Source organism: Microcoleus sp. PH2017_34_RAT_O_A, from assembly GCF_020737885.1.
In the GTDB taxonomy this organism is placed as follows: Bacteria; Cyanobacteriota; Cyanobacteriia; order Cyanobacteriales; family Microcoleaceae; genus Microcoleus.
Map to the genome: position 1 here is coordinate 1 of NZ_JAEQDD010000032.1, position 20,435 is coordinate 20,435.

20 protein-coding genes are annotated in these 20,435 nt (G+C 47.0%); 15 read left to right on the top strand and 5 right to left on the bottom strand.

The features are described 5' to 3' along the window. Positions 1-107 precede the first annotated feature (107 nt). Positions 108-317: a DUF433 domain-containing protein gene (locus JGK11_RS13050; RefSeq protein ID WP_293211963.1), complete on the bottom strand. Its 210-nt coding sequence runs from the start codon at positions 315-317 to the stop codon at positions 108-110. Between the two features lie 349 nt (positions 318-666). On the opposite strand from JGK11_RS13050, the gene JGK11_RS13055 reads away from it, so the two are divergent. After that, positions 667-1,695 (top strand): hypothetical protein, encoded by a 1,029-nt coding sequence (locus JGK11_RS13055; RefSeq protein ID WP_293142578.1) that lies wholly within the window; start codon positions 667-669, stop codon positions 1,693-1,695. A 94-nt stretch (positions 1,696-1,789) separates the two neighbouring features. Here JGK11_RS13055 and JGK11_RS13060 read toward each other — a convergent pair whose 3' ends face one another. After that, positions 1,790-2,047, bottom strand: a complete 258-nt coding sequence (locus JGK11_RS13060; protein WP_293182132.1) for a transporter suffix domain-containing protein — start codon at positions 2,045-2,047, stop codon at positions 1,790-1,792. A 183-nt stretch (positions 2,048-2,230) separates the two neighbouring features. Next, the gene (locus tag JGK11_RS13065; protein ID WP_293211989.1) at positions 2,231-3,049 is read right to left on the bottom strand and encodes a carbohydrate ABC transporter permease; all 819 of its coding nucleotides are present in this window, start codon (positions 3,047-3,049) and stop codon (positions 2,231-2,233) included. A gap of 179 nt (positions 3,050-3,228) precedes the next feature. Here JGK11_RS13065 and JGK11_RS13070 point away from each other — a divergent pair, with 179 nt between their 5' ends. Together JGK11_RS13070 and JGK11_RS13075 are read left to right on the top strand one after the other, a co-directional pair. After that, positions 3,229-3,921, top strand: a complete 693-nt coding sequence (locus JGK11_RS13070) for an aldehyde oxygenase (deformylating) (RefSeq protein ID WP_293182134.1) — start codon at positions 3,229-3,231, stop codon at positions 3,919-3,921. 244 nt (positions 3,922-4,165) lie between these two features. Beyond that, a complete protein-coding gene (locus tag JGK11_RS13075; protein WP_293132515.1) occupies positions 4,166-5,188 on the top strand; it encodes a long-chain acyl-[acyl-carrier-protein] reductase in 1,023 nt (340 codons plus the stop codon). Positions 5,189-5,399: 211 nt separating this feature from the next. Here the strand turns inward: JGK11_RS13075 and JGK11_RS13080 are convergent, their stop codons facing one another. Beyond that, complete coding sequence (locus tag JGK11_RS13080) at positions 5,400-5,897, bottom strand: tellurite resistance TerB family protein (protein WP_293182135.1); 498 nt, start codon at positions 5,895-5,897, stop codon at positions 5,400-5,402. A gap of 339 nt (positions 5,898-6,236) precedes the next feature. Between JGK11_RS13080 and accA the strand changes: the two genes are divergently transcribed. From accA to rdgB, 6 genes are all read left to right on the top strand, one after another. Beyond that, positions 6,237-7,217 carry an acetyl-CoA carboxylase carboxyl transferase subunit alpha gene (gene accA / locus JGK11_RS13085; protein ID WP_293182137.1) on the top strand — a complete coding sequence of 327 codons (981 nt, stop codon included), beginning with the start codon at positions 6,237-6,239 and terminating at the stop codon, positions 7,215-7,217. A gap of 243 nt (positions 7,218-7,460) precedes the next feature. Further along, positions 7,461-8,186 (top strand): SDR family oxidoreductase, encoded by a 726-nt coding sequence (locus JGK11_RS13090; RefSeq protein WP_293182139.1) that lies wholly within the window; start codon positions 7,461-7,463, stop codon positions 8,184-8,186. Between the two features lie 150 nt (positions 8,187-8,336). Then, a complete protein-coding gene (gene folE, locus JGK11_RS13095) occupies positions 8,337-9,071 on the top strand; it encodes a GTP cyclohydrolase I FolE (protein ID WP_293182141.1) in 735 nt (244 codons plus the stop codon). Positions 9,072-9,459: 388 nt separating this feature from the next. After that, positions 9,460-10,884, top strand: coding sequence for a phosphoglucomutase/phosphomannomutase family protein (locus JGK11_RS13100; RefSeq protein WP_293182143.1), 1,425 nt, complete (start codon positions 9,460-9,462; stop codon positions 10,882-10,884). 349 nt (positions 10,885-11,233) lie between these two features. Continuing rightward, positions 11,234-11,854, top strand: coding sequence for a hypothetical protein (locus JGK11_RS13105; protein WP_293182144.1), 621 nt, complete (start codon positions 11,234-11,236; stop codon positions 11,852-11,854). 15 nt (positions 11,855-11,869) lie between these two features. Then, a complete protein-coding gene (gene rdgB / locus JGK11_RS13110; RefSeq protein WP_293211965.1) occupies positions 11,870-12,454 on the top strand; it encodes an RdgB/HAM1 family non-canonical purine NTP pyrophosphatase in 585 nt (194 codons plus the stop codon). 154 nt (positions 12,455-12,608) lie between these two features. Here rdgB and JGK11_RS13115 read toward each other — a convergent pair whose 3' ends face one another. Further along, positions 12,609-12,947 carry a P-II family nitrogen regulator gene (locus JGK11_RS13115; RefSeq protein WP_293182221.1) on the bottom strand — a complete coding sequence of 113 codons (339 nt, stop codon included), beginning with the start codon at positions 12,945-12,947 and terminating at the stop codon, positions 12,609-12,611. A 351-nt stretch (positions 12,948-13,298) separates the two neighbouring features. Between JGK11_RS13115 and JGK11_RS13120 the strand changes: the two genes are divergently transcribed. The 6 genes from JGK11_RS13120 to JGK11_RS13145 all read left to right on the top strand — a co-directional run bounded on the left by JGK11_RS13120 (position 13,299) and on the right by JGK11_RS13145 (position 20,413). Beyond that, complete coding sequence (locus JGK11_RS13120; RefSeq protein WP_293211967.1) at positions 13,299-14,591, top strand: MFS transporter; 1,293 nt, start codon at positions 13,299-13,301, stop codon at positions 14,589-14,591. A 671-nt stretch (positions 14,592-15,262) separates the two neighbouring features. After that, positions 15,263-17,098 (top strand): biosynthetic-type acetolactate synthase large subunit, encoded by a 1,836-nt coding sequence (ilvB, locus tag JGK11_RS13125; protein ID WP_293211969.1) that lies wholly within the window; start codon positions 15,263-15,265, stop codon positions 17,096-17,098. A gap of 832 nt (positions 17,099-17,930) precedes the next feature. Beyond that, entirely contained in the window at positions 17,931-18,098 is a 168-nt protein-coding gene (locus JGK11_RS13130) for a hypothetical protein (protein WP_293211971.1), read from the top strand. A 15-nt stretch (positions 18,099-18,113) separates the two neighbouring features. Further along, complete coding sequence (locus tag JGK11_RS13135) at positions 18,114-18,323, top strand: type II toxin-antitoxin system HicB family antitoxin (protein WP_293182156.1); 210 nt, start codon at positions 18,114-18,116, stop codon at positions 18,321-18,323. 149 nt (positions 18,324-18,472) lie between these two features. After that, complete coding sequence (locus tag JGK11_RS13140) at positions 18,473-18,760, top strand: DUF433 domain-containing protein (protein WP_293182158.1); 288 nt, start codon at positions 18,473-18,475, stop codon at positions 18,758-18,760. 279 nt (positions 18,761-19,039) lie between these two features. Further along, positions 19,040-20,413 carry an FGGY-family carbohydrate kinase gene (locus JGK11_RS13145; protein WP_293211973.1) on the top strand — a complete coding sequence of 458 codons (1,374 nt, stop codon included), beginning with the start codon at positions 19,040-19,042 and terminating at the stop codon, positions 20,411-20,413. Positions 20,414-20,435: the final 22 nt, after the last annotated feature.

The following is a 20,435-nucleotide window of genomic DNA, read 5'->3' on the forward strand; positions in this document are numbered from 1 at the left end:
AGTGGATAGGTTTTTATTTTTCACCCTCATTCTCTCCTTAACGGTGGCTCTAGTTCTTCTTGGGCCACCGTTCTCATCTTTAGTTAGTCTAAACTACAGAACATAACTTACTCTCGTTTATCCGCAAAACTCAAACAAGCCAAAATATCCTGTTGCGTGAGATAGGGAAAATCATCTAGGATTTCTTCATAACTCATCCCAGATGCAAGATATTCCAACACGTCATAAACCGTAATTCTCATGCCCCGAATACAGGGCTTACCACCACGCTTTCCCGGTTCGATCGTAATGATCTTAGCGATGTCTTGTTCTGACATGGCACTTTTCCTTTACCTTATTTTCTCAATTCTAGCTTAACAAAGGGATAAAGCGCTCCTAACGTTTGGTAGTTTCCAGCATTTTATTAGTTCCTTTAGTTTCCTAATTCACTTTAACTCAATCCCCCCACAGCCAGCACTCGCATCAAGTCCCATCAGGGCCGTACCCGGAGTCTTTTTGAGTATCTTTTCGCCGATCGCCCCCCGCCATGCAATAATGAGATAACTTGCACAAAAACTCTATCAGTAGTGTCAGCCTTGCCGCCTTACTACTACAGATAGCGTCTTCAATCTCAATTCGTGCAAATTCCCAATTAAACCGGCTGTCGCTCTACACAAATTTCTCCTAATGGCTGAAGTCCCCCAATCTCCCACAGAACTCGCCGAAGCCCTCAGAGGCTTGACAGATATCAATTTCCAATTACCAGATCCCGAAGACGAACAAATACCAGACTTCGATTTTGACAATCAGGTTGACAATGCCTGGAAAGTGTGCGATCGTTTCGACTTACAAACCGACATCTGGCGCGGACAAATTCTCCGCACAGTCAGAGATAGAGAAAAAAAAGGCGGCGACGGACGCGGTACCGGCTTCTTGAATTGGCTAAAAGAAAGAGAAATCAGCAAAAGTCAAGCCTATTCTTTAATCGAATTAGCTAAAAGTGCCGATACTCTCATCGAACAAGGAGATTTAGACCCAGAATCCATTAGAAACTTCAGCAAAAGAGCCTTTGTCGAAACTGCCAAAGCATCTCCAGAAGTACAGCAAATGGTAACAGATGCTGCCGGAAAGGGCGATCGTATTACCCGCCGCGAAGTCAAACAACTATCCGACGAATGGATGGCAATGAACTCCGATTTATTGCCAGAAGAAGTCAAAGAAAAAGCATCTAGCGGTTCTCTTCCTTCCCGCTATCTGGCTCCTTTAGTCAAGGAAATGGAGAAACTCTCCCCATCTCACCAAAGCGAAATTCAAAAAGAAGTAGCAGAAAATCCAGATGTAGATACAGTCAAACAGCTAACTTCTGACGCCAAGAATTTATCGAAATATCTCGATGCGGCCGCCCAAGTCCAAGCTCTGAACCAGTCTCACCTAGACATGGAAATGGCTTTGGAAGAATCTTTGCGAGTCGGCTGTTTGGGAACTACCGCCGATGTTGTCAAACAAGCCGCCTTGCTAGAACAAACTGTAGTCAAACTCTACACTGTTTGGAAGCGTTTAGGAAGTTTGGCAGATAGATTGTACGTGGATACAGGAGCAAGCACACCAAATTTGCGCTTACTTTTGGGATGCTTGGACAGTCTTTCCGGAGAAAAGATTGAAGTGGATTTTGGAGACGGAGAGCGCTCTATTCGCTTGCAAATTATCAGCGAATAGCTCAACCTTGACCTGGGTTCGTAGTGAGGACTTTAGTCCTCTCCAAATGCGGACTAAAGTCCTCACTACGAACCAAGTCTGCGTCAATCCCTGTTTATCTGCGGTGAAAATTTCTGATTTTGTTCCAAAGATAGCGGGGATTCAAATAACGCCGATATTTCGTAACTACTTCTTTTCCCAAAATTACCACGCTCAGCCAAAAACACACTTCGGCTAGCACAGCTAAAACAACATCTATTTGCGTTTTTTCGGCGATGCTCAGTGGTAGGAATGGTACAATAAACAAGATTGCCAGCCAGGGCAAAAAAGATGCAATAAATAAAAACCAACCCAGCTTTTGCAAATTCTGCATAGATTTCATTTATTGGATAATTATAGATCGGGCCGCGGTTAAAACCGCGCATACACAAAGGAAGTCCGAGCGAGGGTGTAAAGAAAATAACGTAATTTTAATTGCTCACTCTTCAACCCACGGAGGTGGGTTTTGTTTGTATAGACGCGGTTTCAACCGCCCGGTCTTCTTCGGCCCACCAACTCAATTCTTAATCCCCGTCGCCGCAATCCCGCGAATAAACTGCCGCTGGCCCGCCAAAAACAGCAACACCACCGGCACAGTCCCAATTACCACCGCCGCCATCAACAACGGCCAACTGCTAGTAAACTGTTCCTGAAACTGGGTTAAAACCAACTGCACAGTCCGCAACTCTGGTCGCGTTGTAAACACCAGCGGTTTAAACAAATCATTCCACTCGCCGATAAAGGTAAACAAAAACAGCGTCACCAAAGCAGGGCGCGCTAAAGGCAGCATCACCTGCCACAACACCTGCCAGCGGTTAGCCCCATCTAGCATTGCCGCCTCCTCCAACTCCACCGGAATTGTCAGAAAATACTGGCGCAGCAGAAAAATTCCGAAACCGTTAACCGCCGTCGGCAAAATCAGCGCCCCGTAAGTATTCAGCAAATGGCCCCACTTCAAAACCATGAATATTGGAATCACCAAAAGCTGAAACGGAATCACTAGCGTCGCCAAAACCACCAAAACTAGGGCCTGTCGCCCGCGAAACTTCAGCCTGGCCAAAGCATAACCCGCTAAAGCAGAAGTCACTACCTGAAAAGCAGTAACTGCGATCGCCACTAGAGTAGAATTAAGAAATGCCAACAAAAAATTCCCCCGTCGCCAAGCCTCCTGATAGTTTGCAAAAGTCAGGTCTGTCGCCTTGACACCGACACCAGATGGTGATAAAGAAACCCAAAAAACAGCAGCCAGCGGCAGCAGCACCAGCGCAGCCCCCGCCAGCAACAAAATAAAACTCAGCAGTTCCAGCGCTTGAGACCTGTCAAAGGATTTACCCATAAACTTGTGAATTAACCTAAAATAATAAGCTTGTGAGGCTCTCAAACCCGATCGCCTTCCAGATTCCCACACAACCGTAAATTTTTAGTCAAAAATAGGTAAAGTGTAGTGCACGTGACCCCAAAATTCAAAGGGGTTTCCAAACATCCTACAAGGTTATATAAGGAGACGACATATCTATGCCCCAGCTTGAGGCCAGCCCAACAATTGACTTTCAAACCGAAACTTACAAAGATGCTTACAGCCGCATCAACGCCATTGTGATTGAAGGCGAACAAGAAGCTCATGACAATTACCTGCAACTGGCAGAAATGTTGGCTGACAAAAAAAGTGAGTTAATTGGCTTGTCCAAGATGGAGAACCGCCACATGAAAGGCTTCCAAGCTTGTGGCAAGAATCTCAAAGTCACGCCTGACATGGTATTTGCCAAGGAGTTCTTTTCGGATTTGCACAGCAACTTCCAAACGGCATCCGCCGAAGGTAAGGTTGTAACTTGCTTGCTGATTCAATCACTCATTATCGAGTGTTTTGCGATCGCAGCCTACAACATCTACATTCCCGTCGCCGATGACTTTGCACGCAAAATCACCGAAGGCGTCGTCAAAGAAGAATACAGCCACCTCAACTTTGGGGAAGTCTGGCTGCAAGCTCACTTTGAAGAATCCAAAGCTGAACTCGAAGCCGCCAACCGCCAAAACCTGCCCATCATCTGGAGGCTGCTAAACGCTGTCGCAGACGATGCTAGCGTTTTGGGAATGGAAAAAGATGCTTTAATTGAAGACTTCATGATTGCCTACGGCGAAGCCCTGGGTAACATAGGGTTTAACAACCGCGACATCATGCGGATGTCAGCACAAGGCCTCGCAGCCTAATCAATTTGGAAATAAGGAATGGGATAAAAATTAAAAATTAAAACCTTTTAATTTTCCCTTCTTCCTTCTGCATTACAAGGTCTTGTACCCCAATCAAGTTGGAAATAAAGAACGGGAACTAAATTAAAAAAAATTAATTTTCCCTTCTGACTTCTGACAACTGATAACTGATAACTGACAACTAACAACTGTCAACTGTCAACTGTCAACTGACATCTTTCTTCTTCCTTCATTTGACAACTTAATGTTTGGTCTAATCGGTCACTTAACCAGCTTAGAACACGCCCAATCAGTAGCTAACGAGCTGGGCTATCCAGAATATGCCGATCAAGGGCTCGATTTTTGGTGCAGCGCACCGCCCCAGATAGTCGATCATATCACTGTCACTAGCATTACCGGGCAAAAAATAGAAGGCCGCTATGTGGAGTCGTGTTTTCTACCAGAAATGCTAGCCACTCGCCGGATCAAAGCAGCCACTCGCAAAATCATTAACGCGATGGCACACGCTCAAAAAAACGGGATTAATATCACTGCTTTAGGCGGCTTTTCTTCGATCATTTTTGAAACCTTCAACTTGCAGCAAATTAAGCAAATCCGCAATCTAAAGTTGGAGTTTGAACGCTTCACCACTGGTAACACCCACACGGCTTACATCCTCTGCCGCCAAGTAGAAGAAGCAGCCCCCAAATTGGGGATTGAACTTTCAAAAGCTACTGTGGCGGTTTGTGGTGCTACTGGAGATATTGGCAGTGCTGTCTGCCGCTGGCTGAATGTTAAAACTAATGTAGCAGAATTGTTGCTCATTGCCCGCGACAAAGAACGATTGCAAGATTTGCAATCGGAATTGGGACGAGGCAAAATCATGGATTTGGAAGAAGCTCTCCCCCAAGCGGATATTGTAGTCTGGGTAGCCAGTATGCCAAAGGGAGTAGAAATTGACCCGAAGACATTGAAGCAACCCTGTTTGTTGATTGACGGTGGTTATCCGAAAAATCTGGCAACTCAGGTTCAGCATCCCGAAATTTACGTACTCAATGGCGGGATTGTGGAGCATTCCCTCGATATTGAGTGGAAGATTATGAAGATTGTGAATATGGATGTGCCGGGCCGGCAGTTATTTGCCTGTTTTGCCGAATCCATGCTGCTGGAATTTGAAAAGTTGTACACCAATTTTTCTTGGGGACGGAATCAAATTACGGTAGAAAAGATGGAGCAAATCGGAGAAATTTCCGTCAAGCACGGTTTCCGACCTTTGATGTCATTTTGATGTGATTGATTAAGGGTTATTGGTTATTGAGGAAATTTTTTCTGATAATAACCAGTAACTTTTTTTTTGAGGGAGTTAAGAGTTGAGATTGTGTTCGATCGCACGACTCGAAGAAAAGTTTTTGGCAGTCAGGACAAAGAGTGCGGATCGGTCAAAAATATACAGCTAACGGTTATTTAACCAGACATGATATAGTGGTCTATCGCTCAACTTATTCAAGAGATTGAGCTGAGATCAAATTGTCCCCGCAGTTTTTGATGGTCATGACTTCGATGATTTTTTTGCCCATTGTCTCGGAGATGTCGAGAGCTTGGGAAAGTTCAACTAAGAAATCTTTTTCCTCGGTTGTGAAAACTCCATCTACCAAGACCAAATCTGTGGCAATTGCAAAAGCTGTTTCTCGAAGCTGAGCATTCAATGCGTTTTTAGCTGCGGCAAATACTTCGGCCGGAGTGTACAGACTGCTCAATTTCAGAACTTTCTTAAATAGTTCTTGGAAGTGTTCGCCAGAATAAGAGCCGAACAAGCGAATGTGATTGGCGGCAAGGGTTTGTCTTTCGGCTTCGGATATTTCACCGTCGGCGGCAACAGCTAAGACTGAAATAGCTGTCAAAGCTTCCGACGGACTGAGTTCGATCGCACTTGTATCGCTTTTTGCGCTTTGGAACAATTCAGCAGGGTTAGGTCTTTTGTGGCTGTGGGCAGGCATAGGGGGGGTGGTTCAGTTGACAGTTGACAGTTGACAGTTGACAGTTAACAGCTACCTGGAAGCAAGAGGATTGGATTAATGAATAGTCTGATTTTAATTTCTCCCTACAAGGGTTTCGGCTTTAAACCAATTCTTTCTGGTAAAACTCTGGGATTAAGCAAAAATAGTGTAACAAAAAACGAGGCTCAAGCCTCAGGTTTTCAACTCTGGCTACGAAGAAAAACATAATTCAAAATTCAAAACTTCCCAAGAACCCTCTTTTTCAGTGTCAACTGACAAGGTAGGATCGGGAAACAGTCGATCGACTTTCACCTTAAAAACCCTATAGAAATTATCAGCGTGGCAAACCCCGACCGCAAACCATTACTCCTAGATTTTGAAAAGCCTCTGGCCGAACTCGAAACCCGAATTCACCAGATTCGCGAACTCGCCGCAGAAAACAGCGTCGATGTCACCGACGAAATTCGCAAACTCGAAGCTCGTTCCGCCCAACTGCGACAAGAAATTTTCAGCAGCTTGTCCCCTATGCAGCGGCTGCAACTCGCCCGTCACCCGCGCCGCCCCAGCACCCTCGACTACATTCAGGCAATTAGCGACGAGTGGATCGAGCTCCACGGCGATCGGCGCGGGGGAGACGACCCCGCCCTCGTCGGCGGAATTGCCCGCATAGACGGGCGCCCTACAGTCATCATCGGCCATCAAAAAGGACGCGACACCAAAGACAATATCGCCCGCAACTTCGGGATGGCAGCTCCCGGCGGCTACCGCAAAGCCCTGCGGTTGATGGAACACGCCGATCGCTTCGGTATGCCAATTTTCACCTTTATCGATACTCCGGGGGCTTGGGCTGGCTTAGAAGCCGAACAGCTCGGACAGGGAGAGGCGATCGCCTGCAACCTCCGAGAAATGTTTCGCCTCGACGTTCCAATTATTTGCACTGTCATCGGCGAAGGCGGTTCCGGCGGCGCATTAGGTATCGGCGTCGGCGAGCGGCTGTTAATGTTAGAACATTCCGTGTATACCGTAGCCACCCCCGAAGCTTGTGCGGCCATCCTCTGGAAAGACTCCGGTAAAGCCAACTTAGCCGCCGAAGCCCTCAAAATTACTTCCTGGGATTTGAAAAACCTCGGCGTTCTCGATCAGATAGTACCCGAACCCGTTGGTGGCGCGCACTCCAATCCCCTGAAAGCTGCGGCTATGCTCAAAGGAGCTTTGTTGGAAAACTTAGCAGAACTGACACAGCTCACCGGCCAGCAGCGACGCGATCTCCGGTATCAAAAATTCCGCGACATCGGTGTGTTCACTGAAAAGGTTGCTTGAGCCGACGAATTCATAGTTATTAGTTATGAGTTAAAAATCTCTTAACTTCAAACTCATAACTCACAACTCACCATTCTGCGAATCTGTCAGCAGTGTTATAATTTTTCAGATGACATCGGCTTAACAGTTCTTAATGTTAATTTCATAATTAACTGTGTTCACCCGTGGCAAACAGCTTTCTAATTTGCCGAAGAAGGCTGTAACGCTTGAGAGAGTTGCCGAGCGAAAGTATCAGGAAATTTAATGAACGATCGAACAACAAAGCAGGCTCTGATTACCGGAGCCAGCAGCGGTATTGGCAAAGCAACTGCTCTAGGGTTCGCTGCCGTTGGCATAAATCTGGCCTTAGTTAGCCGAGAGTCAGAAAACCTAGAAGCCGTTGCCACAGCAGCCCGAGAATTCGGAGTGAAAGCAGAAGCTTATCCCTTAGACTTGGCAAAAATTGAGCAAGTGCAAAGCGGCATCAGCGAGATCGCAGCTCAATTCGGCCCCGTAGATATCCTGGTCAACAGCGCTGGCATGGGCTACACCGGCTCATTGACCGAAACGCCCCTAGCCGACTGGCAGAACGTTCTAGACCTGAATCTTACTAGCGTTTGGCAGTGTATTTTAGGAATTTTGCCGGGAATGCGCGATCGGCGATCGGGAATCATCATCAACGTTTCCTCGATCGCAGGCACCCAAACCTTCCCCAACTGGGGAGCCTACTGCGTCAGCAAATTCGGTCTCATGGCTTTATCCAAGACATTAGCCGCAGAAGAACGGGCTGGCGGAATTCGCGTCACAGCCATCTGTCCGGGTTCTGTCAACACTCCCATGTGGGACACAGAGAGCGTCCAAGCCGATTTCGATCGCAGCGCGATGTTAACTCCAGAAATCGTCGCCCAATCAATCCTGCACGCAGTTCAGTTACCGACAAGTGCAGTCATTGAAGAAATCACGCTCATGTCCAACGCCGGAGTTTTGTGAACTTGAGATTGTAGAAAGCTGGATTTTTATCGAATTCAACAATCTTTAAATCTCTCGTTCTATCCCTCAATCGAAAATCGAAAATCGATAGGTATATGCCGAATCGAAAATCGAAAATCGAAAATAGATTCATCCTCACACCAACTTTTTATGACAATTGCATCGAATAACGGTACGAACGGCTCAAACTCAATCTCAACTGACACCATGAAACAGCCCGCAACCGCCGATAACAACTTGCCCCGCATCGCCACTCGACCCGATCGCAATTCCTCCCACGGTCAAGAATCCAACGTTCCGGTAACCTCAGAAATAGGTCAGGAAGAAATGATGGAAGCCGTTCGGACGATGCTGCTGGGAATAGGAGAAGATCCCGAACGCGAAGGATTGCTCAAAACCCCGAAGCGGGTAGCAGAAGCAATGCGGTTTCTCACCAGCGGTTACAGTCAATCCCTCGAAGAACTCCTCAACGGCGCTATCTTTGACGAAGGTCACAACGAAATGGTACTGGTGCGAGATATCAGCGCCTTCAGTATGTGCGAACACCATATGCTGCCATTTATGGGTCGAGTTCACGTCGCTTACATTCCCAACCAAAAAGTAGTGGGACTGAGCAAACTAGCGAGAATTGTCGAAATGTACAGCCGACGATTGCAGGTACAAGAACGTTTGACGCGCCAAATTGCCGAAGCAGTTCAGACAATATTGGAACCACAGGGAGTGGCTGTAGTAATGGAAGCCAGCCATATGTGCATGACGATGCGGGGCGTGCAAAAACCCGGTGCTTGGACAGTGACGAGTGCGATGTTGGGCGTGTTTCAGGAGGAACAAAAAACTCGCGAAGAATTCCTGAATTTGATCCGCCACCAACCGGCATTCTTTTAGTCAGTTGACAGTTGACAGTTGACAGTTGACAGTTGACAGTTGACAGTTGACAGTTGTCGGTTGACAGTTGTCAGTTGTCGGTTGACAGTTGACAGTTGACAGTTGTCGGTTGACAGTTGTCAGTTGTCAACTGTCGGTTGTCGGTTGTCAGTTGTCGGTTGATGACTGCTTACTGCTGACTAATGATGACTTTTAAGCAGCCCCAAAACCGGTACCGTGCCAGGTACACTCGTTAAAAGGAGCTCCCCAAATTTTAGAGTCTTGTTCAAGCTGCCAGATTCAAGGCTGCAAGAAAATCTAAAATCTAAAATCTAAAATCTAAAATAGACTGACGATCGCCAAATAAGCTCATAAAATAGACGAGTGACTTATGGCTTGTGACTAAACGATGAATCCTATTAAATTCGGTACAGATGGCTGGCGCGGCATCATTGCTGACGATTTTACCTTCGATCGCGTAGCGTTGGTAGCTCCCCTAGCAGCACAAGTTCTCGCACAAACCGGCGGCAATAATGCCAGTAGCGGCACTGTAATTGTCGGTTACGATCGCCGATTTCTGGCTGAAGATTTTGCCCTCGCAGCAGCTAAGGCAGTCCAAAACGCCGGATTTGACGTGCTCCTCAGCGAATCCTACGCCCCAACTCCGGCTTTTAGTTTAGCTGCCAAACAATTAAATGCTTTAGGTGCGATCGTCCTGACAGCCAGCCACAATCCCGGTGCATATTTAGGATTAAAAGTCAAGGGCGGATTTGGCGGTTCAGTTTCGCCCGAAGTTACGCAACAGATAGAAGCAAAACTCGAAAATCCGGCGGCACTTTCAGCAACTCCCGGAAAATTGGAAAGTTTCAATCCTTGGCCGGCTTACTGCAAAACCTTGCGGGAAATGGTGGATATTGAAGCGATTAAGGGGGCGATCGCATCCGGGAAAATCACAGTATTTGTAGATGTAATGCACGGCGCAGCGGCGGGCGGATTAGCTCAAATATTAGAAGAAACAGTGCAGGAAGTCAACAGCGATCGCGATCCGCTGTTTGGTGGCGGTGCACCGGAACCTTTGCCGCGCTACCTGTCGCAGTTGTTCCGCGTCATGCGGACTCACCAGCGAAAAGCATCTGGTTTGTCGATCGGATTTGTATTTGACGGAGATAGCGATCGAATTGCTGCGGTTGACTCTAGCGGAAACTTCCTCAGTTCGCAAATCCTAGTTCCTATATTAATCGAACACTTAGCCAAACGGCGCGGCTTCACCGGAGAAGTCATCAAAACCGTCAGCGGTTCCGACATCATGCCCAAAATTGCCGAACTTTACGGCTTACCATTGTTTGAAACGCCGATCGGTTACAAGTATATTGCCGATCGAATGTTAACCACCCAAGTCCTAGTCGGCGGCGAAGAATCCGGCGGAATCGGCTACGGTACCCACATACCCGAAAGAGACGCGTTGCTATCGGCGCTGTACTTGCTAGAAGCCGTTGTCAAATCCGGGGAAGATTTGAGCGACATCTATCGCCGACTGCAAACAGAAACTAATTTTACTTCAGCTTACGATCGCATTGACTTGCATCTAGCAAGCATGGCAGAAAGAGCGCGTTTGCTGTCGCTGCTGCAAAATCAACCTCTCACAGAAATAGCGGGGAAAGCAGTTGTAGATTGCAACAAAGTTGACGGATATAAATTCCGTTTGGCTGACGGAAGTTGGCTGTTAATTCGGTTTAGCGGTACTGAACCAGTGTTGCGGTTGTATTCGGAAGCTGCGACCTTGAAAGAGGTGATGCAAAACTTGAATTGGGCGAAGAGTTGGGCACAGAATTGAGAAGAGTTTGCCACCGCAGATAAACGCAGATAAACGCGGATGAATTAATATGAAACCTCTCTTTCTCTGTGTTCTCTGCGGCCTCTGTGGTTCAAAAAAATCTTTCTTATTCATAAATCAAAAGTATTGCAGGATGTGCCGCCATTAAAAATCTCTAAATTAGACAAACAATCTTAAAGCAGCGCACCTGACAAAGCTTGATACACAATAATTGTTCGTGCTTGTTTATTCAACAATTGTGTAAGGTGCGTCGCCACTCGAACAGTTGATTTTTATGCAGAGATTTTTAAGAGATCCACACCCTACGGAAGAATGTTGTAAGAGTTTTTAATAATTGGTATAAAAGCAAATGGCATACAGCGATTTCAGCCTTGCGAGAGTCAAAAAAGATTTTGGATTAACTTTAGATGAAACGCGCAATTTATTTGCAGACACAGAACCTGTTACACCATCAGAAATATTAACAACAATTCTCATCGATTATGTGCCACTCGCAACTTTCATATCAACTCAAAAAGCTCGATCGGAATTTTTAATTGCTCCGATTTTGGCAGAAGTTAGGCGAATGTTAAACAAACGAGTTTCTCTTTTCTCAGGTAAAGATTTTATAGTCGATCCAGAAAGAGGTTTGCAAGGGTTTTGCGATTATATCATGAGCGGTTCTCCAGAACAATTATTCATCAGCGCTCCGGTTGTAACAATTTTTGAGGCAAAAAAAGAAGATATTATGGGCGGGTTGGGTCAATGTGTTGCAGCAATGGTGGCGGCTCAATCTTTTAATCAAAATCAAGACACTGAGATCGATCGCATTTACGGCGCGGTGACAACGGGTACTAACTGGAAATTCTTGATTTTGGAGGAAACTACTGTTTATATCGATCAGATCGAATATTATATTCAAGACGTTGATAAGATTTTGGGAATTTTGTTGCAGCCGTTTCACCAATCTTTTGTTAAGATAGATCCGTAATTTTTAACAGAAATAATGACAAATAATAAATTGCTAGTTGTGGCTACGGGCAATCCTGGCAAAGTTAAGGAAATGCAGGTTTATCTTCAGGATTTGGGATGGGAGTTGCAACTGAAGCCGGCAGAGTTGGAAATAGAAGAAACTGGCGAGACTTTTATCGCTAATGCTTGTTTGAAAGCTTCGGAAATTGCCAAAGCGATCGGTGAATGGTCGATCGCCGATGATTCTGGTTTAATGGTAGATGCACTCGACGGTCAACCTGGGATTTACTCGGCGCGCTACGGAAAAACCGATGCTGACAGGATATCTCGGCTTCTCAAAGAATTGGGAACCGAACAGAACCGGGGTGCACAATTTGTGTGTGCGATCGCGATCGCCCGTCCCGACGGTACAATTGCCCTGCAAGTAGAAGGAATTTGCCGCGGCGAAATCCTGCACACTCCTCGCGGTACGGGAGGTTTCGGGTACGATCCGATTTTCTACGTACCCGCACAGCAACAGAGTTTTGCCGAAATGACACCGGAAATTAAGCGATCGCACTCCCATCGCGGTCAAGCATTCCAGGCTTTATTACCACAAATGAAGTCATTAGTCAAGTAATTTCGGAGGGAAAAAGGAAGAAGGAAGAAGTCAGTTGTTATGGGTTATTAGTTATTGGTTATTTGTGATTGATTACCAATGCCCAATGCCCAATGCCCAATGCCCAATGCCCAATGCCCCATTCCCAATTCCCCATTCCCAATTCCCCAGTATCCTAGATTGCCTCCAGGTTCTTTTCTCCCGTCCGAATGCGGATAATTTGTTCTACGGTGGAGATGAAAATCTTGCCGTCGCCAATCTCGCCCGTGCGGGAAGCAGCGATAATTTTATCAACCACCATGTCAACCTGATCGTTTTCGACAACAATCTCGACCTTGAGCTTTTGCAAGAACTCAACAGTGTACTCAGAACCGCGATAGCGTTCTGTCATGCCCTTCTGACGGCCAAAACCTCTAACTTCAGAAACAGTCATCCCCACAATCCCAGCATTGACGAGTGCGATTTTCACTTCGTCAAGTTTAAACGGGCGAATAATAGCTTCAACCTTTTTCAAGTTTCTCACTCCTAACATTACTGCTTTCGTTATATTACTTAATCGGCGTGACATCTTTTAAGATCACTGCCAACAGCAACTATTTTGTCAAATATATTACCTTATGTTGTACTCCCGATGAAATAATGCAGGTCAACATTTAACAACATTCCCTGATTTTCCGGCGGTGGTGGCCGTGTGGAGCCGATCGCGGTAAAGTGAAAAAGACCCAAGCCCAGAGTCGCCGATCTGCTAAAACAGAAAAAGAACACAGGAGACAGGATTTTTCGCCCGTTTCCGCTTTGCACAAGTCAGATTTGCACGTATTGCTGAAAACTATAATTGCCAGAAGCGGTCAGTTAAACTATTCCTATGCACCCAGCTAGCCCTCCCCCTGACCGCAGCGGGCTTGATGCCCTACTGAGAAATCGCCCCTTCCTCACCTTGTGGACTGGCCAGTTGTTGGCCCAAGTGGCGGATAAAATCTTTTACGTATTGCTGATTATTCTGCTGAAAACAGGCGACTACCGACCCTGGCCCGTTTCTTGGCAGCATTCGGAAAATTCGATGCTGTCAGCGGTGATGATCGCCTACACGCTGCCGGCGATCTTCTTTGGTTCGGCGGCCGGTATCGTGGTAGACCGCTTTTCCAAAAAGCAAATGCTGATCGGCTGCAACGCGATCCGAGCGGTGTTGATTGGATCTTTGCCGTTTTTGCCCAAAACTTTTGTGGTGTTGTTGGTACTCACGTTTTTAGTGTCTACCGTAACGCAATTTTTTGCTCCCGCAGAGGCGGCGGCAATCCCGCTGGCTGTGGGGCGAGAGGGACTGATGTCGGCAAATGCTCTGTTCGCCTCGTCCACAATGGGCGGGATAATTGTCGGAATGACGATCGGCGAACCGATATTTACTTGGCTCAAACACAGCTACGGGCCAGCTTCTCAAGAGTTTTTCCTGGGCGGGTTGTACCTGATTTCAGCAGGTTTGCTCTACTTGATGCACATTAAAGAAAATCGCGGCGGTAGCAGTGGCAAAAATGTTCATCCTTGGCAAGACTTCAAAGAAGGTTTGCGGTATTTGAAGCACAATCGCCTGGTTAGCAACGCGATGTTGCAGTTGACGATTTTGTATTCGGTGTTTGCGGCGCTGCAAGTTCTGGCGATCGCACTTTCGGGCAAAATAGGTCTCAAAGAAACTCAATTTGGGTTTTTGCTGGCTGCTGCGGGCATCGGAATGGTCTTCGGCGCGGCGTTTTTGGGTCACTGGGGCGATCGAATGCACAACAAACCTTTGCCATTAATTGGTTTCGTAATGATGGGTTTTGTGTTGGGAATGTTTGCCTTTGTCAGACAGCTTTGGCTGGGATTCGGATTGAGTGCTCTGTTCGGTTTTGGCGCTTCCTTAATTAACGGCCCGATGCAAGCTTTGATTCAAGAAAAAACTCCCGAATCCATGCGGGGAAAAGTCTTTGGCTTGGAGAACAATGCGATTAATATTGCTCTCAGCTTGCCTTTAGCACTGACCGGCCCGCTGACGGATGCTGTCAGCAAAGCCGTGGGATCGGATGACCTCGGCTTGCGGATCGTGCTGCTGAGTTTGGGCTTTTTAGTTCCAGTGATGGGCATGGCAGCTTGGTACCATACCCGCAAAGCCTTAAAGGCGTGACATACCCGACACTCATTTTGTAAACAAATAGAGTGCGGGCTTCCTCTTTCAACGGGAGAGCCTCGACGCGAGCCATCTCTAAGCTGGTCTTATCCTCCCTCCGTAGGTTTCACTCACCCGAAGGTGGTCCTAACTAGCAAGATAATCACTTATCTTTTCCGGCAGACTCCCTGTGTCCCAAGGAGTAGAATTGTTGATTTTTTCACCCATCCATCAGCTCTTTTACGGCAAGAAAGGGATTTTGGGGCTACCAGTCTGAAACTGATAGGTGGTGTCTAGCCTTTATACAACGGAAAGTTCGCCCACCACGGCTACTCTTATCATCCCCGCTTATTTCGATCCTATCATGGATTCGCTATCGCTCAATTTGTTTGCTGCTCGTTTTCATCCCGTCACTCATCCTGTAAGCGGATAGAGTGCCGGACTTCCCACTCGTATTAGTTAAAAGTTTGACTGATCCCTCTGCCTAAAGGCGAGGGGATTTTAAACGGATACTACGTTGAGGGGCTGAAGCCACACTTCGCACTAGCAATATTTCCCGACGATCGCACATCGCTCGCGAAACTTTTTGTAAAATATTAGCAGTTAAATTTTCAGAGTTTGATTATTGAGATTAAAGTGTTATAAAAGCTTTCATTAAAAAACATAATTAGTTTGAGGAAAGAAATTCTGTGCAACTAAAAACTAAAGTCGCCGTTAAACGTGCAACTGGTGGATTTGCTCTGATTGACAGCTTGATCCGCCACGGTGTCAAGCATATTTTTGGTTATCCCGGCGGCGCAATTCTGCCGCTTTACGACGAACTCTACCGCGCTGAAGAAAGTGGCGGGATCAAACACATTCTGGTGCGGCACGAACAAGGAGCAGCCCACGCAGCCGATGGGTATGCCCGCGCTACCGGACAAGTTGGGGTTTGTTTCGCGACTTCCGGGCCGGGTGCAACTAATTTGGTGACGGGGATTGCGACGGCGCACATGGATTCTATCCCAATGGTAATTATTACCGGTCAAGTGCCCCGTCCGGCGATCGGCACTGATGCGTTTCAGGAAACTGATATTTACGGCATTACTTTGCCAATTGTCAAGCATTCCTATGTAGTGCGCGATCCGAGAGATATGGCGCGAATTGTCGCTGAAGCTTTCCACATCGCGAGTACGGGACGCCCGGGCCCGGTGTTGATTGATGTTCCCAAGGATGTTGGTTTAGAAGAGTTTGACTATCTCCCCGTGACACCCGGATCGGTGAGAATTCCTGGCTATCGCCCGACAGTCAAGGGAAATCCTCGGCAGATTAATCAAGCGATTGAGTTGCTGAAGGAAGCGAAGCGTCCTTTGCTGTATGTGGGCGGCGGGGCGATCGCAGCCGGGGCCCACGAGGAAATTAAGGAACTCGCCGAGATGTTCCAATTACCTGTCACGACAACGCTGATGGGCAAAGGTGCATTTGATGAAAACCATCCTCTGTCTGTGAAAATGCTGGGGATGCACGGCACTGCTTATGCTAATTTTGCCGTTACCGAGTGCGATTTGTTGATTGCTGTCGGAGCTCGGTTTGACGATCGAGTAACGGGAAAACTAGACGAGTTTGCCGCGCGGGCGAAGGTGATTCACATCGATATCGATCCGGCGGAAGTCGGCAAAAATCGCGGCCCAGACGTGCCGATTGTCGGAGATGTCCGGCAAGTTTTGATGGATATGCTGCGCCGCTGTCGGGAAACTGGTGTTTCGGGAACTGCCGGACAAACTGGGGAATGGCTGCACAGGATCGATCGCTGGAAACAGGATTATCCGTTAGTTGTGCCTCACTACCCCGATATTTTGTCTCCCCAGCAGGTGATTTCGGAGTTGGCGACTCAAGCGCCGGATGCTTACTACACAACGGATGTCGGTCAACATCAAATGTGGTCGGCTCAATTCTTAAACAACGGGCCGCGCCGCTGGATTTCCAGCGCTGGTTTGGGAACAATGGGTTTCGGGCTGCCGGCGGCGATGGGCGCGAAAATGGCGCTACCCAACGAGCAAGTGATTTGTATTGCTGGCGACGCTAGCATCCAAATGAATATTCAAGAGCTGGGAACACTAGCACAATACGGCATTAATGTCAAGGTTGTAATTGTAAATAACGGCTGGCAGGGGATGGTGCGGCAGTGGCAACAGGCGTTCTACGGCGAGCGTTATTCATCGTCGAACATGACTGTAGGGATGCCGGATTTTGTGATGCTGGCTGAGGCTTACGGCGTGAAGGGGATGCTGGTTTCAGGGCCGGATGAGTTGGAGGGTGCGATCGGGCAAATGCTCGCTCACAACGGCCCTGTGTTGATGAACGTGAAGGTGACGAGGGACGAAAACTGCTATCCGATGGTAGTTCCAGGTAAGAGTAATGCTCAAATGGTTGGTTTACCGGAACGGAGTAAATTGGAATCTGCGGAGTTGATTTATTGTCCGAGTTGCGGCGCGAAGAATGTTTCGAGTAATAAGTTTTGTCCTGAGTGCGGGACAAAAGTTTAAGGAGTTTTGAGTGGGGGCTTAGGCTGTGCCTATTAGTCTCAACTTAAGGTCAAACGTAGTCATAGACTGCTGTTTATCGTCGAGGCCAGATCCCCCCTTAGCTTGCCCCCTACTCCCCCTTAAGAAGGGGGGAACCGGAGCGATCTCAAAGTCCCCCTTCTTAAGGGGGATTTAGGGGGATCGGGCCTCGGATAAAAGCGAGAGATACAAAGGTTTTGGGGTTAAGTTGACACATATCGGCAATGCTGTGTCCTTACCCGGCTCTGCTATTTGACATTTAACACCATGTCCGCTGGCATCGCATCGAGAGCTTTAATCTGTAATCTCTAAGCATATTTTATGAGCCAGTGTCTAAACCCTGATTGCCTATTCCAAAACCCGTCTGGCTATACAAATTAAAATACATACAGCTTAGATATGCCCTATAAAATAGAGTTTACAACCGAATCTTTGCAAGACCTAAAACGTCTCAGATAAACCGATCGCAGTAAAGTAATCGATGCAATTGAAACCCATCTCCTACACAATCCCAGCCAAGAAAGCAAAAGCAGAATTAAACGCTTGCGGGAGATGGATAAACCGCAATATCGCCTGAGAGTTGATGAAATTCGTATTTTCTATGACGTTCGGTACAATATTGTATAAATTATCGTAATTGTTCCTAGATCACAAGCGGCCCAATGGCTGTTGCGTGAAGGAAAAACTACTGAACCAACGGAGGAATAGATAATCAAAACAGTCACTTTGACCGACTTACAAACAGATGTCTCAAAATACCTGAAACTTGCCGAAGCAGAAGACATTATCATCTTGAAAGAAGGAAAGGCGATCGGTGTATTGCGGGGGTTTTTCTGATGAAGATGATGCCTTTGATTACGATTTAGAAAATCATCCCCTATTTAAAGAAAGAGTTAGGAAGTCTCGCCAGCAATTTCGAGAAGGAAAAGGCATTAGCCTAGAGGATGTCAAAGCTCAACTTCTCAAAGATAATCTACTCTAAAGTCGAGGCTGAATAATGCGTTATGCCATTCTGATCGAAAAAACACCGAATAACTATTCAGCTTACGCGCCCGATTTACCCGGATGTGCAGCCACAGGCGCAACCCTTGCAGAAGTACAGCAGCAAATTAAAGAAGCGATCGAATTTCACTTAGAAGGATTGCGAGAGGAAGGTTTACCCATTCCCGAACCAACTACGCTATGTGAATATGTCGAAGCACGATAATCTGGTGAAACCAGGTTTCTTGCTATATTTATCGTCACTCAACACAAAAGTCGTAGAAACCGGGTTTCTCGCCCCCATACCTAAGCCTTGAAATGATAATAAACCTATGCTATAATTAAGTTGACATTTTTAACCTCAGATTCAAATATATGCCAACTTTAACTGATATTGGCACTCTGATAATTTCCACACCAGAAACCTGTGGAAATCGCCCCCGCATCGCAGGAACTAGAATCACCGTTCAGCGAATCGCCGTTTGGTACAAGATGGGGATGAGTCCAGAAGAAATTATTGCTGAAATTTCTCACTTAAATTTAGCCCAAGTTCATGGATCACTCGCTTACTACTACGCAAATCAAGAGCAGATAAATGTTGATATTGCGGCGGAAGAAGCTGAGTACGATCGCTTAGCTAATGGATGCAAAGGGGAGAGTTAATCTTGAGCCAAATTCGTTTATATTTAGATGATTTAGAAAAAGTTTGGCTACAAAAGAATTGTTTGGTTTGCTTAGTTTACGTCTAGGCACAGGTGCGTCGCTCGCTCGATTGTCGATTTGTGTTGGGGGATTTTCAAGGGCGACGCACCCTACAACTACTTTACGTCTATGCACAGGTGCGTCGCTCGCTCGATTGTCGATTTGTGTTGAGGGATTTTCAATGGCGACACACCCTACAACAACTGTCAACTGTCAACTGTCAACTGTCAACTGCTATAAATGAATCTTTATTTGGGAATAGATTTCGGTACTACGGGCGCTCGATCGACAATCATCGACTCCCAGGGTACAATCCATTGTGAAACAGAATACACTTTTGCCGACGCACAACAGCCGGAATTGCCCTCGGTGTGGCAAAATGCACTCTCGGCTGTAATTGAGCAAATCCCCGCAACCATCCGCAATCAGGTAAGCGCGATCGCCCTTGATGGCACATCCTCCACAGTCATGCTGTGCGATACGCAAGGTATACCCGTATGTGAGCCGATTTTATACAACGATGGGCGCGGTGCAGCGGTGACAGAGAGGTTACGGGCGATCGCACCAGCCAACCACACAGTCTTAAGCGCCACATCCAGCCTCGCCAAACTCCTCTGGTGGCAGGAGGGCGGGCTAGAAGCCCACCCCACAACACAATTCAGTCTTTGTGGAACAGGCATCTTGCCTGTTATTGAGAAGCTTTATTTCCTGCATCAAGCCGATTGGTTGGCGTTTTTGCTGCACGGAAAATTGGGAATTAGCGACTATCACAATGCTTTAAAACTCGGTTTCGATGTTGATACTTTGTGCTATCCCGATTGGCTGATCGAGGGAATTGCGGGCGCTGCAACTCCTGAATTGCCGGAAGTTGTCGCACCGGGTACGCCTGTAGGGGAAATTAAAGTCGAATTGGGCGATCGCTTCGGATTTCCCCGTCATTGTACAGTTTATGCTGGGACAACCGATAGCATTGCAGCATTTTTAGCAAGCGGTGTCAATTCACCGGGGGAAGCAGTAACTTCTCTCGGTTCAACTTTAGCTGTGAAACTGTTAAGTCATACCCGCGTAGATGATTCTAGATACGGGATTTACAGTCACAGATTCTCTAATATATTCTCCCCCCCTTTTGAAGGGGGGGCGGGGGGGGATCTGTGGTTAGTTGGAGGCGCTTCTAATACGGGTGGTGCGGTGCTGCGACACTTTTTTACAGATGCTGAATTGGATAATTATAGCACACAAATCGATCCAGAGCAAGAGAGTTTGCTGGATTATTACCCGTTGTTGAAAAATGGCGATCGCTTTCCAATTAATGACCCGAATTTGCCGCCGAAACTCGAACCGCGTCCGACTGATTCAGTGGAATTCCTGCACGGTTTGCTAGAAAGTATCGCGCGGATTGAAGCGCGGGGATATCAATTATTGCAGGAGTTGGGTGCGACTCCTTTGACAAAAGTTTATACTGCTGGCGGCGGCGCCAAAAATGCAGTTTGGAGTGCAATTCGTCATCGTTATTTGAAAGTGCCTGTGGAAACGCCCGTTCATACTGCTGCTGCCTATGGAAGTGCATTATTGGCGAAGCAGGGAAGTGAATCAATTTTAGATATTAGATTTTAGGATTGAAGAAAGCGACCTCACG

Coding starts and splice junctions, on each gene's coding strand:
- JGK11_RS13050 (WP_293211963.1), bottom strand. CDS start 317: ATGTCAGAACAAGACATCGCTAAGATCATTACGATCGAACCGGGAAAG.
- JGK11_RS13055 (WP_293142578.1), top strand. CDS start 667: ATGGCTGAAGTCCCCCAATCTCCCACAGAACTCGCCGAAGCCCTCAGA.
- JGK11_RS13060 (WP_293182132.1), bottom strand. CDS start 2,047: ATGCAGAATTTGCAAAAGCTGGGTTGGTTTTTATTTATTGCATCTTTT.
- JGK11_RS13065 (WP_293211989.1), bottom strand. CDS start 3,049: ATGGGTAAATCCTTTGACAGGTCTCAAGCGCTGGAACTGCTGAGTTTT.
- JGK11_RS13070 (WP_293182134.1), top strand. CDS start 3,229: ATGCCCCAGCTTGAGGCCAGCCCAACAATTGACTTTCAAACCGAAACT.
- JGK11_RS13075 (WP_293132515.1), top strand. CDS start 4,166: ATGTTTGGTCTAATCGGTCACTTAACCAGCTTAGAACACGCCCAATCA.
- JGK11_RS13080 (WP_293182135.1), bottom strand. CDS start 5,897: ATGCCTGCCCACAGCCACAAAAGACCTAACCCTGCTGAATTGTTCCAA.
- JGK11_RS13090 (WP_293182139.1), top strand. CDS start 7,461: ATGAACGATCGAACAACAAAGCAGGCTCTGATTACCGGAGCCAGCAGC.
- folE (WP_293182141.1), top strand. CDS start 8,337: ATGACAATTGCATCGAATAACGGTACGAACGGCTCAAACTCAATCTCA.
- JGK11_RS13100 (WP_293182143.1), top strand. CDS start 9,460: ATGAATCCTATTAAATTCGGTACAGATGGCTGGCGCGGCATCATTGCT.
- JGK11_RS13105 (WP_293182144.1), top strand. CDS start 11,234: ATGGCATACAGCGATTTCAGCCTTGCGAGAGTCAAAAAAGATTTTGGA.
- rdgB (WP_293211965.1), top strand. CDS start 11,870: ATGACAAATAATAAATTGCTAGTTGTGGCTACGGGCAATCCTGGCAAA.
- JGK11_RS13120 (WP_293211967.1), top strand. CDS start 13,299: ATGCACCCAGCTAGCCCTCCCCCTGACCGCAGCGGGCTTGATGCCCTA.
- JGK11_RS13135 (WP_293182156.1), top strand. CDS start 18,114: ATGCGTTATGCCATTCTGATCGAAAAAACACCGAATAACTATTCAGCT.
- JGK11_RS13140 (WP_293182158.1), top strand. CDS start 18,473: ATGCCAACTTTAACTGATATTGGCACTCTGATAATTTCCACACCAGAA.
- JGK11_RS13145 (WP_293211973.1), top strand. CDS start 19,040: ATGAATCTTTATTTGGGAATAGATTTCGGTACTACGGGCGCTCGATCG.